We start from the raw sequence: 13922 nt of genomic DNA, 5'->3' as shown, positions 1-13922 counted from the left end.
GGGGGGGGGGGGGGGGGGGGGGGGCCGCCCCCCGGGGGGGGGCCCCCCCCCGCCGCGCCGTCACCCCCGGACCGGGATCAGGCGGTGCCCGTGACCTCAGCCATGATGGCGTTGAGCGCCTTCACGGCGGCCTCGGGTCCTTCGGCATGGTTCCACACGCCGCCGCAGACGGCCAGGAAGTCCGCGCCGGCCTCGACCACCGGCCGGGCGTTGTCCGGGACGATGCCGCCGATGGCGACGCAAGGCACCTGCATCATCACCTGCCACCAGCGCAGGATGTCCAGGTCGGCGGCGGCCTTGGGATTCTTGGTCAGCGTGGGGTAGAAGGCGCCGAAGGCCACGTAGTCGGCCCCGTCCTCGGCGGCGACCATCGCCAGGTGGCGGCTGTCATGGCAGGTGACGCCGACGATGGCGTCCTCGCCCAGGATGCGCCGTGCCTCGCGGTAGGGGGTGTCCTCCTGTCCGACGTGGGCGCCGTCGCAGCCGGTCTGTTTCGCCAGATCCGGCCGGTCGTTGAGCAGCACGGCGACGTCGCGGTCCTGGGCGATGGGGCGCAGGCGGTCGACGGCGCGCTTGACCGCATCGTCATCCGCGTCCTTCAGGCGGATCTGCAGGGCCGCGCAGTCGCCGGCATCCAGGGCGCGCGCCAGGGTGTCGGCGAACGCATCCAGGTCATCAAGGCGCGGGGGCGTGATGAGGTACAGCCGGCAGGGCTCGCGCTCGACCATGCCGACCATGGTTTCCAGGTCGGGCACCTCGGCGCCGTCCAGCCCTTCGTGGTCCTCGTCCTCGTCCTCAAAGGCGTCCGGGTCGTCCAGGTCTTCAGGAATGTCGTCGTCGCGCTCGGCCATATCGGCGGGTCCAGTCGGAATATAGAAAACGTCGGCCCTACATACCCGAGGCCGCGCTACACCTCCAGCCCGCTGGACAGAAATCGGCGGCAGGCCTCCGACGGCTCGCGGGCGTCCAGAAGATCGAGCACCGGTGCCGCCGGCCCTTCGTCGAGCCGGGCGCCCAGCTGGTCCGCGATGTCGGCGACGGCGGTGCGGGCGGAGCCCGTCACCTCCAGCCGCACCGCCTCGGCCCCGTCGCGCAGGGCGGCGAGCGCCAAACCCGGCGCGTCGCCGCAGTCCAGGACGGGCAGGGCATCCGCGCCCGGCTCTTGTGCGCGGGCGGCCTCGATCAGCGTGTGGAACCAGGCCGCTCCCTGGATCAGGGCGCAGCGCGGCGGGCTTTGCAGGATGACCCGGCGGCCGGCTTCGCGCGCGGCGGCCAGGGCCGCCCTGGCATGGGCGGGGCTGTGGACGATGATGCGTGGTGGCGCGTTGGGATCAGACGTCACGGCTTCCTCACGCCTGTGCGGTTGACGCAGGCGTTCAATCGCGAATAATCTTAGATCAAACTCAAGCATAAAGCGATAGAGCCTTGGAAAATATCGCGATCTACAAGCTCAAGCGGATCGACGGCGCGGTGGAGGGCCTGGTCGAGGCCCTGCAACGCCTGGAGGACGCCGCCGCCGCCAACGCGACGGGCTTCGAGGAGGAGCGCGCGGCCTTGATCGCCGAGCGCGACCGCGCCGCCGAGGATCGCGATCAGGCCGTCGCGGCGCTGGAGCAGGCCCGCTCCGGCGATGCCTCCCTGGCCGAGGAGAACGGCCGGCTCAAGACCGAGATCGAGACGCTGCGCAACCAGCTCGCCCGCGCCCAGGCGGAAAACGCCCGCATGGCCGACGCCCATCGCGGGCAGGCCGCCGAGGAGCGCGAGGACCTTTTGGGCGAGTTGCGGGCCGTTCAGGCCGAGGCCGAGCGGCTGGACACGGAACTGGGCGACACGCAGGCGGAGCGCGACCGTCTGGCGGCCGAGGTGGAGCGCCTGCGCACCATGGCCGACGCCAGCGCCGAGGCCGATCTCGCGGCGGCGCGCGAGCAGGTGGAGGCCGTGACGGCCGAGCGCGACCGCCTGTCCGAACAGCTTTCCGACGCCGCCACCCGCGTCGCAGACCTGGAGGCGCGGGCCGGCGCGTCGGAAGACCTGGATGCCGCGAAGGCGGAGGCCGAGCGTCTGTCCACCGAACTGGCCGAGGTGCGCGCCGAGCGGAGCCGCCTGTCCGAGCGGCTTCAGGCGCTGGAGGCCGACCACGCGCGCCTCAAGGAGGCTTCGGGACGCATCAGCGGCCGGCTGGACACCACCATCGGCCGCCTGAAGGCGGTCCTGGAGCGCTGAGGGCCGCGGCCGGCATGTCATCGTCGACACCACGCAGGGGGACATCTTGGGGCAGGTTACCGTCACCATCAACGAACGCGCCTACACCGTCGCCTGCGACGACGGGCAGGAGGAGCACATCCTCCAGCTTGGCCGCATGCTCGACGACAAGGCGCGCGGGATCACCCGCGACGTGGGCACCGTCAGCGACAGCCTGCTGCTGGTCATGACGGCGCTCATGGTCGCCGACGAACTGACCGACGCGCAGGGCGAGCTTGAGCACCTGCGGGGCGACGGCGAGGCCCGCGAACAGGCCGAAGCCGATGTGGTGGAAAAGCTGGAGAATGTCTCCGAACGCATCAACACCGTTGCGCAGCGCCTCGAACAGTCCTAGGTATGATCCTGCGAGGCTGCCCGGTTCGTTAGGCCGCACAACTCCCGGGGGCTATAATCATAGATAGGGAGCTGTCCCTGGTAGGGCCCTGGCCTTACTACACGGCACCCACGTAGTTGCTCGTGGCCCATGTGGAGGTCGCGTAGAGCCGACGGCCAGGGTGGCTTCGCATCCCCTATCTTCCCCAAAGACGACCAGCCGGTAACCCCGACCCATGACCGCCGACCTTGCCGAGACCAAGAAGCGCCTGCGCGCCGAATGTCTGGCAAGGCGTCCCGCCGTGGCCGAGCAGGCCGGACGCGGCCGTGCGGCGCTGGGCCTGCGGGACGTGGTGACCGGGCGCTGGCACATCGGCCCGCAAAGCGTCGTCGCCGGCTTCTGGCCCATGCGCGAAGAGATCGACGTCCTGCCGCTGCTGACCGCCGTGGTGGAGGCGGGCGCGACGGCGGCCCTGCCTGTCGTCGGAGCCCGTGACGCGGCGCTGACCTTCCGCCGCTGGCATCCCGGCATGGCACTGGAGGACGGCGTCTTCGGCACCCGCCATCCCGGGCCTGAGGCCGGCGAGGTGACGCCTTCGGTGGTGCTGGTGCCGCTGGTGGCCTTCGATCGCGCGGGCGGGCGGCTCGGCTATGGGGGTGGATTTTACGACCGCACCCTGGCAGCTTTGCGCGTCGATACCGACATTCTCTCCATCGGCGTCGCCTACGCGGGGCAGGAACTGCCCCAGGTGCCCGAGGAATCGCACGACGAACCGCTCGACTGGATCGCCACGGAGCGCGGGATCATCGTGGTGAACCGGCGAAAGGAAAAGGCATGAGACTTCTGTATCTGGGAGACGTGGTCGGACGGTCCGGCCGCGACGCGGTGCAGGAGTGCGTGCCGAAACTGCGCCAGGACCTGAAGCTGGACGCGGTGATCGTCAACGGCGAGAACGCCGCTCACGGTTTCGGCCTGAACGTGCGCATCACGCAGGACCTGCTGGAGGCCGGCGTCGACGTCATCACGCTGGGCAACCACGCCTGGGACCAGCGCGAGATGCTGTCCTACATCGACAAGCAGCCGCGCCTGGTGCGCCCGGCCAACTATCCGCAGGGTACGCCGGGCCGGGGCGCCTGCATCCACACCACCGAGCGCGGCAAGAAGCTGCTTGTGGTGCAGGTCATGGGCCGGCTGTTCATGGACCCGCTGGACGACCCCTTTGCCGCCCTGCAGCAGGAATTCGCCCGCTTCCGCCTGGGCGCGACGGTGGATGCCATCCTGGTCGACGTCCATGCCGAGGCCACCAGCGAAAAGTGCGCCGTCGGCCACTTCTGCGACGGCCGGGCGAGCCTTGTGGTCGGCAGCCACACCCATATCCCGACGGCCGACCACGCCATCCTGCCCGGCGGCACGGCGTACCAGACCGACGCCGGCATGTGCGGCGACTACGACAGCGTCATCGGCATGAAGAAGGACGGCGCGGTCAGCAAGCTGGTCCGCAAGATTCCCGGCGAGCGCCTGGCACCGGCGGAGGGCCCGGCGACCGTCTGCGGCGTGTTCGTGGAAACCGACGACCGCTCCGGCCTCGCGCGCCGGGTCGAGCCGCTTCGCCTGGGCGGCCGCCTCAGCCAGATGATCCCGGAGGTCTGAGCGGCGGCACCGCCCTGCTTCAGAACAGCGCCGGCAGCAGCACCGTCGCCGCCGCCTGGGCGGCGATCCCCTCGCGCCGGCCGGTGAAGCCCAGCTTCTCCGTCGTGGTGCCCTTCACGTTGACGCGCTCCGCCGAGAGGCCCAGTACCTCGGCAGTACGCGCGCGCATGGCGCTGCGGAAGGGGCCGATTTTCGGCCGCTCACAGATCACCGTCACGTCGACGTGGGCGATGCGGCCGCCGCGGGCTTCCACCAGCCGGGCGGCATGGGCGAGGAAGACGGCCGAGTCCGCGCCCTTCCACTTTTCGTCGGTCGGCGGGAAATGGCGGCCGATGTCGGCGGCGCCGATGGCGCCCAGGATGGCGTCGGTGATGGCGTGCCACGCGACGTCGGCGTCGGAATGTCCGGCCAGGCGGGCGGAGTAGGGCACCAGCACGCCGCACAACTGCACCCCGTCGCCGCCGGCGGCGAAGGCGTGGACGTCGAAGCCCGTGCCCGTACGCGGCTCCAGCGGCCGGTCGAACAGGCGCTCGGCGCGGGTCAGGTCCTCGCCGGTGGTGATCTTGACGTTGGCTTCCGCCCCCGGCACCAGCACGACCGTTCCGCCGGCGGCTTCCAGCACGGCGGCGTCGTCGGTCAGCACCTTGCCCTCGGCGGCGCGGTGGGCTTGGCGGATGGCCTCGAAGCGGAACCCCTGCGGCGTCTGGGCCCGCCACAGGCCGTCGCGCGGCACGGTTTCCGTGATCCTGCCCGAGGCATCGCCGCGCTTGAGCGTGTCGGCGACGGGCAGGGCGGGGATGGCGCCGTCGTGGTCGATAAGCGCCGCCACCACCCGGTCGATGACCCCGGCGTCGACGAAGGGCCGCGCGCCGTCATGGATCAGCACCACGTCGGCGCCCAGCCCGGCGGCGGCCTCCAGCCCCAGGCGCACGCTGTCCTGCCGCTCCGCCCCGCCGGGGACGGGGTCGGCCAGGTTCAGCCCGGCGGCGGCCTCTTCGTACAGCGGGCGGTCGTCGGGGTGAATGACGGTCAGCACATGATCGACGGACGGGTGGCCCGCCAGCGTTCCCAGGCTGTGGCGCAGCACCGGGCGCCCGCCCAGCAGGCGGTACTGCTTGGGCAGGCCGCCGCCGCCCATGCGCGCTCCCCGTCCCGCCGCCACGACCAAAGCCACCACCGTCGTCATCGCCGTTCTTCTCCGTTGTTGCGCAAGGCTTTCCTCTTGCAGCGGACGGTAGCAGCCGCGCCCCCTCGGCGCGATTGTTTTTCGCCCGAGGCTGTGCCTATAGTCCCCGCATGATTCCGGGATTTCTCCTCGATCTGGGCGCCGTCCTGTCGCTTGTGCCGCTGGCCTTGGTCAACGGGCGGCCGAACGCGGGGCGCGACGGGCCCTTCTGGGTCGCCGCGGCGCTGGCCGTGGCGGGGCCGGCCGTGCATGCCGCCAGTCAGGTGGTGGGGCCGTGGAACACGGGCTTCGCCATGGCGATGTGGGTGGCCGTCGCCGTCTCGATGGCGCTGTTCCTGCTGCTGGCCGTGGTCAGCCGCCGCGCCTGGCGCCTGGCGCCGCTGCTCGCGCCCTACATGATCGGCCTGTCGCTGCTGGCCGTGGTGTGGCGCTGGGCGGCCGGGCCTCGGTTGACCGCGCCCGTGCCCGACGCATGGGTGGAGCTGCACATCGGCGTCTCCGTCGTCACCTACGGCCTGCTGACGCTGTCCGCCGTGGCGGCGCTGGCGGCCTTCCTGCAGGAGCGGGCGCTCAAGCGCAAGAAGCGCAACGCCCTGACCGCCATCCTGCCGCCGGTCATGGACAGCGAGGGCTTGCAGGTCCGTCTGCTGGTCGCGACCGAGGTCGTTCTCGGCCTGGGCCTTGTCACCGGCATGGCCGTGCAGTATCTGGAGACCGCCGAGCTGATCCAGGTTTCGCACAAGACCACGCTGTCCATCCTGGCCTTCGTGGTGATCGGCGGCCTGCTGCTGGGCCAACGCCTGTGGGGCCTGCGGGGACGGGCGGCGGCGCGGGTGGTGCTGGTGGCCTATCTGCTGCTGACGCTGGCCTATCCGGGCGTGAAGTTCGTCACCGACGTCCTGCTCGCCTGACACCCTCGCACACCATCCGGCATGATATTGTGCACCCGGCCGCCTCTTTGCTGTTGCGGTGGGCGGTGTGCCTAATTATTATGCAGGTTTGTTTCATCCGGCCATGGCTCCCCGGAGCCCGAGAGTTCGCATGACCGCAGTTGCCTTTCCCTTGCGCATCGGTCCGCTGACCGTCGCCAACCCCGTTCTGCTGGCGCCCATGTCGGGCGTGACGGACCAGCCGTTCCGCCGGCTGGTCAAGCGGTTCGGCGCCGGGCTGGTGTTCTCGGAGATGATCGCCAGCGCCCAGATGATCCGCGCCCACGCCGATACGCTCCGCATGTCCACGGCCTGCGGCGACGAACACCCCATGGCCGTCCAGCTGGCCGGCAACGAGCCCGAGGTGATGGCCGAGGCCGCCCGCATGAACGTCGACCGTGGCGCGGCGCTCATCGACATCAACATGGGCTGTCCCGTCAAGAAGGTGGTCAAGGGCTATGCGGGCTCCGCCCTCATGCGCGACGAAGCGCTGGCCGGGCGCATCATGGCCGCCGTGCGCAAGGCCGTGGACCCGGCCGTGCCGGTGACGGTGAAGATGCGGCTGGGGTGGGATCACGACTGTCTGAACGCCCCCCGCCTCGCCCGCATCGCCCAGGAAGAGGGGCTGGCGATGGTCACCGTTCACGGCCGCACCCGCAACCAGATGTACAAGGGGTCGGCCGACTGGGGCGCCATCCGGGCGACCGTGGAGGCTGTCTCCATCCCCGTCATCGGCAACGGCGACGTGGAAAGCCTGGACGATGCCGCCGGGCTGATGACCGCCTCGGGCGCGGCCGGCGTGATGATCGGGCGCGGCTGCCAGGGGCGGCCGTGGTTCCTTGGGCAGGTGGCGCATTTCCTGGCGACCGGCCAGCGCCGCCCCGACCCGCCGCTGGCCGAGCAGCGGGCGGTGCTGCTGGAGCACCTGGATGCCCTGCTGGACCATTACGGCGGCTACAAGGGCATCCGCGTGGCGCGCAAGCACATTGCCTGGTATACGACCGGGCTGCCCGGTGGCAACGCCTTCCGCGAGCGCGTCAACGTGCTGGAGGATGCCGACGCCGTGCGGGCCGAGATCGACGCCCTTTACGACACCGCGGCCCGCGCGAAGGCGGCCGCCTGATGGTCAGACTGAACGTGCTGAAGAACGCCACCAAGGGCGGCCGCAATGCCCAGCCGCTCGACCCCTCATCGGTCCTGAATACCCTGCCCACCGCCGTCATGGTGCTGGACGACAAGGGCATCATCCGCCAGGTGAACACCGCCACGGAACAGCTGTTCCACCTGGGCTCCAACAGCCTGTGCGGACATCCGCTGACCGAGTTCCTGCCCGGCGACAGCCCCATCGTCGGCCTGGTGCAGGTGGTCAGCGAGGACAACTACGGCGTCTCGGAACACGGCGTTACGCTCGACAGCCCGCGCACGGGCCTGCGCACCGTCACCGTGCAGGCGACGCCGGTGGCCGAGCGTGTCGGCTGGGTGGTTCTGGCGCTGGTGGAGCAGACGCTCGCCATCCGCATCGGCCAGCAGATGGGGCATCGCAATGCCGCGCGGTCGGTCTCGGCCATGTCGGCGCTGCTGGCGCACGAGATCAAGAATCCGCTGTCGGGCATCCGCGGCGCCGCCCAGCTTCTGGAGCAGAGCGGGTCCGAGGACGACCGCGTGCTCACCCGCCTCATCACCGACGAGGCCGACCGCATCGTCAAGCTGGTGGAGCGCATGGAGGTGTTCTCCGATACCCGTCCGCCCCAGCGCGAACCGGTGAACATCCACCAGGTGATGGAGCACGTGCGCCGCGTGGCCGAGAACGGCTTCGGCAAGAGCGTGCGCTTCATCGAGCACTACGACCCGTCGCTGCCGCCGGTGCCGGGCGATCGCGACCAGCTGGTTCAGGTGTTCCTCAACCTGGTGAAGAACGCTGTCGAGGCCGCGCCCGAGCAGGGCGGCGAGGTGATCCTGTCCACCGGCTATCAGCATGGCGTGCGCGTCGCCGTTCCCGGCTCGCGGACCCGCATGAACCTGCCGCTTGTCGTGTCCATCCAGGACAACGGCGAGGGCATCCCGGAAGACCTGCGGCAGCACCTGTTCGACCCGTTCGTCTCCACCAAGCCGAAGGGCTCGGGCCTGGGCCTCGCGCTGGTGGCGAAGATCGTCAACGACCACGGCGGCATCATCGAGTTCGACAGCCAGCCGCGGCGCACCGTCTTCAAGGTGATGCTGCCCATCATGACCACCGGCCGCCGCGACGGCCGCAAGAAGAGCACGCCGACCCCATGACACCCTCGACCATCCTCGTCGCCGACGACGACCACGGAATCCGCACCGTCCTCAGCCAGGCGCTGGGGCGCGCGGGCTATGACGTGCGCACCACGGGCAACGCCGCCACTCTGTGGCGCTGGGTGTCGGACGGCGAGGGCGACCTGGTCATTACCGACGTGGTCATGCCCGACGAGAACGGCCTGGACCTGATCCCGCGCATCAAGAAGATCCGTCCCGACATGCGCATCATCGTCATGTCGGCGCAGAACACCCTGCTGACGGCGGTGAAGGCGACCGAGCGCGGCGCGTTCGAGTACCTGCCCAAGCCCTTCGACCTGACCGAGCTGGTCAACGTGGTCAACCGCGCGATCAGCCTGCCCAAGCCCAGCACGACCGGAGCGTCGGTGGCCGCCGACGACGAAGAGGCGCTGCCCCTCATCGGCCGCTCCACGGCCATGCAGGAAATCTACCGCACGCTCGCGCGCCTCATGACCACCGACCTGACGGTGATGATCAACGGCGAGTCGGGCACCGGCAAGGAACTGGTGGCGCGCGCCCTGCACGACTACGGCAAGCGCCGCAACGGGCCCTTCGTCGCCGTCAACATGGCCGCCATCCCGCGCGAACTGATCGAGAGCGAGCTGTTCGGCCACGAGAAGGGCTCGTTCACCGGCGCCACGGCCCGCGCGCAGGGCCGCTTCGAGCAGGCCGAGGGCGGCACGCTGTTCCTGGACGAGATCGGCGACATGCCCCCGGAGGCCCAGACGCGGCTTTTGCGCGTGCTGCAGGAGGGCGAGTACACGACGGTCGGCGGGCGCACCAGCATCCGCGCCAATGTGCGGATCGTCGCCGCCACCCACCGCGACCTGCAGCAACTCATCCGCCAGGGCCTGTTCCGCGAGGACCTGTTCTACCGCCTGAACGTGGTGCCCATCCGCCTGCCCCCCCTGCGCGAGCGCAGCGAGGACATTCCGGAACTCGCCAGCCATTTCCTGACGCAGGTGACCGGGGAGGGCCTGCCGCCCAAGACGCTGGAGCCCGCCGCCGTGGAGCGCCTGAAGCGCCACCGCTGGCCGGGAAACGTGCGCGAGCTGGAAAACCTCATGCGCCGCCTGGCCGCCCTGTACTCGCAAGAGGTCATCGGGGTCGAGGTGATCGAGCAGGAACTCGCCGCCGCCTCCACCGCGCCCGCCGCCAGCAACGGCAACGGCCACGATGCCGAGGGCCTGTCCGACATGGTGGAGCGGCACCTGCGCGAGTACTTCGGCGCCCACTCCGACGGCCTGCCGCCGCCGGGGCTCTACGATCGCGTGCTGCGCGAGATCGAGCGGCCGCTGCTGGCGCTGACGCTGGAGAGCACGCGCGGCAACCAGATCCGCGCCGCCCAGGTGCTGGGGCTGAACCGCAACACCCTGCGCAAGAAGATCCGCGATCTCGACATTTCCGTCGTGCGCGGCATGAAGTGAGGCGCCGCCGGCCCGCCGGTGCCGCTTCGGGAGCCAGACCGTGAGCAGTGACCCGACCTCCGCCCCGTCCACGTCCTCGGCCTCGCGGGTGACGCTCAAGCGCACCTTCCTGCGCCTGGGCTTGTGGGCGCGGCACGTCAACCTGGGCCGGCGGCTGGCGATCCTGTTGACGCTGGCCGCCATCGCCTCGGGCGCCGGCACCTATGTGGTGATGACCGACCAGGGCACCTCGGCGGCGGAGAGCAACACGCTCTACCTGCTGCTGATGGCGGACCTGGTGCTTTTGCTGGTGCTGACGGTCATCGTCGTGCGCCGCATCGTGCGCGTGTGGCTGGAGCATCGCTCCGGGACGGCGGGCTCGCGCCTGCACGTGCGGCTGGTGCTGCTGTTCTCGGCCGTGGCGGTGACGCCGACGGTGCTGGTCGCCATCTTCTCCGCCCTGTTCTTCAATCTGGGCGTCCAGACATGGTTCGGCGAGCGGGTGCGCACGGCGCTGGATGAAAGCCAGGCCGTAGCGCGCGCCTACATGGAGGAGCACCGCCAGGCGGTGGCCGGCGAGGTGCTTTCGGTGGCATCCGACATCAACCGGCAGTGGACGCAGCTTGCCCGGTCGACGCAGCAGCTTGAGCGGTTCCTGGAGGCGCAGGCCTCCATCCGCGGCCTGTCGGAAGCGATCATGTTCTCGCCCGACGGCAAGGTGTTCGCCCGTGCCGGCTTCACCTTCGCCCTGCAGTTCGAGGATGTGCCCTTCTGGGCGCTGGAGCGGGCCAACAACGGCGAGGTGGCCGTCCTGACCGGCGAAACCGACGACCGCGTCCGGGCGCTGGTGCGGCTGGACACGACGCCGGCGTCCTACCTGTATGTCGGGCGTTTCGTCGATCCGCAGGTCATCAATCACATGGAGGCGACCGAGAAGGCCGTCTCGGAGTACAAGACCCTTCAGGGCCAGCAGTCGGGACTGGAGATCACATTCGCGCTGATCTTCATGATCGTCGCCATGCTGCTGCTGCTGGCCGCCGTCTGGGTCGGCCTGACCCTGGCGACCCGGCTGGCGAGCCCCATCGTGGCGCTCATCAACGCGGCCGAACGGGTCCGGGGCGGCGACCTCTCGGTCCGCGTGCCCGAGATCGCCGCCAGCGACGAGGTGGCCTCGCTGGGCCGCGCCTTCAACCGCATGACCAGCCAGATCGCCAACCAGCACCACCGCCTGACGCTGACCAACCGCGAGTTGGACGAGCGCCGGCGGTTCACGGAAACGGTGCTGGAAGGCGTTTCGGCCGGCGTCATCGGCACCGATGCGGAAGGGCGCATCACCCTGCCCAACCGCGGTGCGGGCATGCTGCTGCACACCGACCTGCACGCCTGGTCCGGCTGGCCGGTGGGCGAGGCCATCCCCGAATTCGCGGAGTTGATGGACGAGGTCGCCCAGCGTCCCGACCGCACGCTCCAGCGCGAAATCGTCGTGCGCCGGGGCAACCGGCCGCTGACCCTGCTCGTGCGGGTGACGGCCGAGGAAATGGACGGGCAGGTGGTTGGTCATGTGCTGACCTTCGACGACATCACCGAACTGCAAAGCGCCCAGCGCAAGGCCGCCTGGGCGGACGTGGCGCGGCGCATCGCGCACGAGATCAAGAACCCGCTGACGCCGATCCAGCTTTCGGCGGAGCGGCTCAAGCGCAAATACCTCAAGCAGGTGACGGAGGACGGCGAGACGTTCTCCAAGCTGACCGACACCATCGTCCGCCACGTTGGCGACATCGGCCAGATGGTCGATGAATTTTCCGCCTTCGCCCGCATGCCCCAGCCGGTGATGAAGGCCGAGAACATGGTGGAACTGGTCCGCCATGCCGTGTTCTCGCAGCGCACGGCGCATCCGGCCATCGACTTCACGCTCGACCTGCCGAGCCACCGCGTGCCGCTGGAGTGCGACTCGCGGCAGGTGGGGCAGGCGCTGACAAACCTTCTGAAGAACGCGGCGGAAGCCGTTGAGGGACGGGACAAACCGGGCGAAGGCGAGGCGCTTCCCAAAGGCTGGGTCCGCCTGTCCGTGGACGCACCGGAAGATCCGGGCAGCGGCCCCCTGACCGTCACCGTTGAAGACAACGGCAAGGGCCTGCCGACGGGCGAGGACCGGGCGCGGCTGACCGAGCCCTATGTCACCACCCGGACCAAGGGCACCGGCCTCGGGCTCGCCATCGTCAAGAAAATCCTGGAAGACCACGGGGGCGACTTGGTATTGGAAGACGGCGAGCACGGCGGGGCTCGCATCAGCATGGTCTTTCCCGCCGCGCGTGCCGCCGCAGCCGCGGCCGGCGCGCCCGACGTGACCGCTACCCCGCCCGACGGGCCTTCCGTTTCTGCTTCTGCCTCACCGGACGTTCGAACACACAGCCATGGCGCGTGACATCCTCATCGTCGACGACGAGTCAGACATCCGCATGCTGCTGGCCGGCATCCTGGAGGATGAAGGCTATGAGCCGCGCGAGGCCGGCGACGGCGACGAGGCGCTGGAGGAAATCCGCCGCCGCGCGCCGTCCATGGTCATCCTGGACATCTGGCTGGAGGGCAGCCGCATCGACGGCCTTCAGGTGCTGGAGACGGTCAAGGCCGAGCACCCGACGGTGCCGGTGGTCATGATCTCCGGCCACGGCACCATCGAAACTGCGGTGTCCGCCATCAAGTTGGGCGCCTACGACTTCATCGAAAAGCCCTTCAAGTCCGACCGCCTGCTGCTGCTGGTGGAACGGGCCATGGAGGCCGCCAGCCTCAAGCGCGAGAACGAGGAACTGCGCCTGCGCGCCGGCGGTCCGCCGGAACTGGTCGGCGGCTCGCCGGGCATCGCCCAGGTGCGCCAGGCCATCGACCGGGTGGCGCCCACAGGCTCGCGCGTGCTGCTGACCGGTGCCCCGGGGTCGGGCAAGGAGGTGGCCGCCCGGCTGATCCACGCCAAGTCCAAGCGCGCCGACATGCCCTTCGTGGTGGTCAACTGCGCCGCCATGCATCCCGACCGCATGGAGCCGGAACTGTTCGGCGTGGAAGCGGGCGTTGACGGCCTGACCGGGCGCAAGATCGGCCTGTTCGAGCAGGCCCACGGCGGCACCCTTCTGCTGGACGAGGTCGCCGACATGCCGCTGGAAACACAGGGCAAGATCGTCCGCGCCCTTCAGGAGCAGACGTTCGAGCGGGTCGGCGGCTCCAAGCGGGTGGAGGTGGACGTCCGCGTCATCGCCGCAAGCAACCGCGACCTGCAACAGGCCATCACCGAAGGCGCGTTCCGCGAGGACCTGTACTACCGCCTGAACGTGGTGCCCATCCGCATGCCGGACCTGCGCGACCGCCGCGAGGACATTCCGCTGCTGGCGCGCCATTTCATGGAGCAGGCGGCCCGCGGCGCCGGCATGGCCCCGCGCGAAATCGGCGAGGATGCCATGGCGGCGCTGCAGAGCTACGGCTGGCCGGGCAACGTGCGCCAGTTGCGCAACGTGGTGGACTGGCTGTTGATCATGGCGCCCGGCGATCCGGCGCAGCCCATCACCGCCGAGCACCTGCCCGCCGAGATCGGCTCCATCACGCCGGAAGTGCTGCGGCTGGAAAACTCGGGCCAGATCATGGCCCTGCCGCTGCGCGAGGCGCGCGAAATGTTCGAGCGCGAGTACCTCATCAGCCAGGTCACGCGGTTCAACGGCAACATCTCGCGCACCGCCGAGTTCGTCGGCATGGAGCGCAGCGCCCTGCACCGCAAGCTGAAGGCGCTGGGGGTCACCGGCGGTCCGGCGGCCGGCGGCGAGGAGCCCAGGCGCTAGGCACGCCGGCGCGTTTCGACACTGCTGCCGCCCCTCTCCGCGCGTTTCGCGCAA

13 protein-coding genes and 1 other RNA gene are annotated in these 13922 nt (G+C 70.1%); 11 read left to right on the top strand and 3 right to left on the bottom strand.

The features are described from left to right. Window positions 1-77: 77 nt before the first annotated feature. Together thiE and C882_RS24470 are read right to left on the bottom strand one after the other, a co-directional pair. Window positions 78-728 (bottom strand): thiamine phosphate synthase, encoded by a 651-nt coding sequence (thiE, locus tag C882_RS21415; RefSeq protein ID WP_043647116.1) that lies wholly within the window; start codon window positions 726-728, stop codon window positions 78-80. 179 nt (window positions 729-907) lie between these two features. Continuing rightward, window positions 908-1342: a hypothetical protein gene (locus C882_RS24470; protein ID WP_009542781.1), complete on the bottom strand. Its 435-nt coding sequence runs from the start codon at window positions 1340-1342 to the stop codon at window positions 908-910. Between the two features lie 83 nt (window positions 1343-1425). On the opposite strand from C882_RS24470, the gene C882_RS21405 reads away from it, so the two are divergent. The 5 genes from C882_RS21405 (at window position 1426) to C882_RS21390 (ending at window position 4225) form a co-directional block, all read left to right on the top strand. Beyond that, on the top strand, window positions 1426-2223 hold the full coding sequence (locus tag C882_RS21405; RefSeq protein WP_009542780.1) for a DUF4164 family protein: 798 nt from the start codon (window positions 1426-1428) through the stop codon (window positions 2221-2223). A 46-nt stretch (window positions 2224-2269) separates the two neighbouring features. After that, window positions 2270-2596, top strand: a complete 327-nt coding sequence (locus tag C882_RS21400; RefSeq protein ID WP_009542779.1) for a cell division protein ZapA — start codon at window positions 2270-2272, stop codon at window positions 2594-2596. Window positions 2597-2606: 10 nt separating this feature from the next. Further along, window positions 2607-2767: non-coding RNA, 6S RNA (ssrS, locus tag C882_RS24255), on the top strand. Window positions 2768-2810: 43 nt separating this feature from the next. After that, window positions 2811-3413, top strand: coding sequence for a 5-formyltetrahydrofolate cyclo-ligase (locus C882_RS21395; protein WP_009542778.1), 603 nt, complete (start codon window positions 2811-2813; stop codon window positions 3411-3413). Further along, the gene (locus C882_RS21390; RefSeq protein WP_009542777.1) at window positions 3410-4225 is read left to right on the top strand and encodes a TIGR00282 family metallophosphoesterase; all 816 of its coding nucleotides are present in this window, start codon (window positions 3410-3412) and stop codon (window positions 4223-4225) included. The genes C882_RS21395 and C882_RS21390 overlap by 4 nt, the downstream gene beginning before the upstream one ends. 19 nt (window positions 4226-4244) lie before the next feature. Here C882_RS21390 and C882_RS21385 read toward each other — a convergent pair whose 3' ends face one another. Then, complete coding sequence (locus C882_RS21385; RefSeq protein ID WP_009542776.1) at window positions 4245-5411, bottom strand: bifunctional 2-C-methyl-D-erythritol 4-phosphate cytidylyltransferase/2-C-methyl-D-erythritol 2,4-cyclodiphosphate synthase; 1167 nt, start codon at window positions 5409-5411, stop codon at window positions 4245-4247. Window positions 5412-5521: 110 nt separating this feature from the next. Here C882_RS21385 and C882_RS21380 point away from each other — a divergent pair, with 110 nt between their 5' ends. The 6 genes from C882_RS21380 (at window position 5522) to ntrX (ending at window position 13868) form a co-directional block, all read left to right on the top strand. Continuing rightward, window positions 5522-6322, top strand: coding sequence for a cytochrome C assembly family protein (locus tag C882_RS21380; protein WP_009542775.1), 801 nt, complete (start codon window positions 5522-5524; stop codon window positions 6320-6322). Window positions 6323-6452: 130 nt separating this feature from the next. Then, complete coding sequence (dusB, locus tag C882_RS21375) at window positions 6453-7463, top strand: tRNA dihydrouridine synthase DusB (protein ID WP_009542774.1); 1011 nt, start codon at window positions 6453-6455, stop codon at window positions 7461-7463. Continuing rightward, window positions 7463-8617, top strand: a complete 1155-nt coding sequence (locus tag C882_RS21370) for a two-component system sensor histidine kinase NtrB (protein ID WP_009542773.1) — start codon at window positions 7463-7465, stop codon at window positions 8615-8617. Before dusB ends, C882_RS21370 begins: the two co-directional genes overlap by 1 nt. Then, the gene (gene ntrC, locus C882_RS21365; protein WP_009542772.1) at window positions 8614-10065 is read left to right on the top strand and encodes a nitrogen regulation protein NR(I); all 1452 of its coding nucleotides are present in this window, start codon (window positions 8614-8616) and stop codon (window positions 10063-10065) included. The genes C882_RS21370 and ntrC overlap by 4 nt, the downstream gene beginning before the upstream one ends. A 40-nt stretch (window positions 10066-10105) precedes the next feature. Continuing rightward, window positions 10106-12469, top strand: a complete 2364-nt coding sequence (locus C882_RS21360) for a sensor histidine kinase NtrY-like (protein ID WP_009542771.1) — start codon at window positions 10106-10108, stop codon at window positions 12467-12469. Beyond that, complete coding sequence (ntrX, locus tag C882_RS21355; RefSeq protein WP_009542770.1) at window positions 12459-13868, top strand: nitrogen assimilation response regulator NtrX; 1410 nt, start codon at window positions 12459-12461, stop codon at window positions 13866-13868. Before C882_RS21360 ends, ntrX begins: the two co-directional genes overlap by 11 nt. Window positions 13869-13922: the final 54 nt, after the last annotated feature.

Origin of the sequence: Caenispirillum salinarum AK4 (genome assembly GCF_000315795.1) — a bacterium.
Classification (GTDB): Bacteria; Pseudomonadota; Alphaproteobacteria; order Rhodospirillales; family Rhodospirillaceae; genus Caenispirillum; species Caenispirillum salinarum.
Note: the sequence above shows the minus strand (reverse complement) of the source record. Positions and strands in the feature narration are given on the sequence as shown.

Excerpts from the sequence above, each read along its gene's own strand:
- thiE (WP_043647116.1), bottom strand. The coding sequence starts at position 728 with ATGGTCGAGCGCGAGCCCTGCCGGCTGTACCTCATCACGCCCCCGCGC.
- C882_RS21395 (WP_009542778.1), top strand. The coding sequence starts at position 2,811 with ATGACCGCCGACCTTGCCGAGACCAAGAAGCGCCTGCGCGCCGAATGT.
- C882_RS21390 (WP_009542777.1), top strand. The coding sequence starts at position 3,410 with ATGAGACTTCTGTATCTGGGAGACGTGGTCGGACGGTCCGGCCGCGAC.
- C882_RS21385 (WP_009542776.1), bottom strand. The coding sequence starts at position 5,411 with ATGACGACGGTGGTGGCTTTGGTCGTGGCGGCGGGACGGGGAGCGCGC.
- C882_RS21380 (WP_009542775.1), top strand. The coding sequence starts at position 5,522 with ATGATTCCGGGATTTCTCCTCGATCTGGGCGCCGTCCTGTCGCTTGTG.
- dusB (WP_009542774.1), top strand. The coding sequence starts at position 6,453 with ATGACCGCAGTTGCCTTTCCCTTGCGCATCGGTCCGCTGACCGTCGCC.
- C882_RS21370 (WP_009542773.1), top strand. The coding sequence starts at position 7,463 with ATGGTCAGACTGAACGTGCTGAAGAACGCCACCAAGGGCGGCCGCAAT.
- ntrC (WP_009542772.1), top strand. The coding sequence starts at position 8,614 with ATGACACCCTCGACCATCCTCGTCGCCGACGACGACCACGGAATCCGC.
- ntrX (WP_009542770.1), top strand. The coding sequence starts at position 12,459 with ATGGCGCGTGACATCCTCATCGTCGACGACGAGTCAGACATCCGCATG.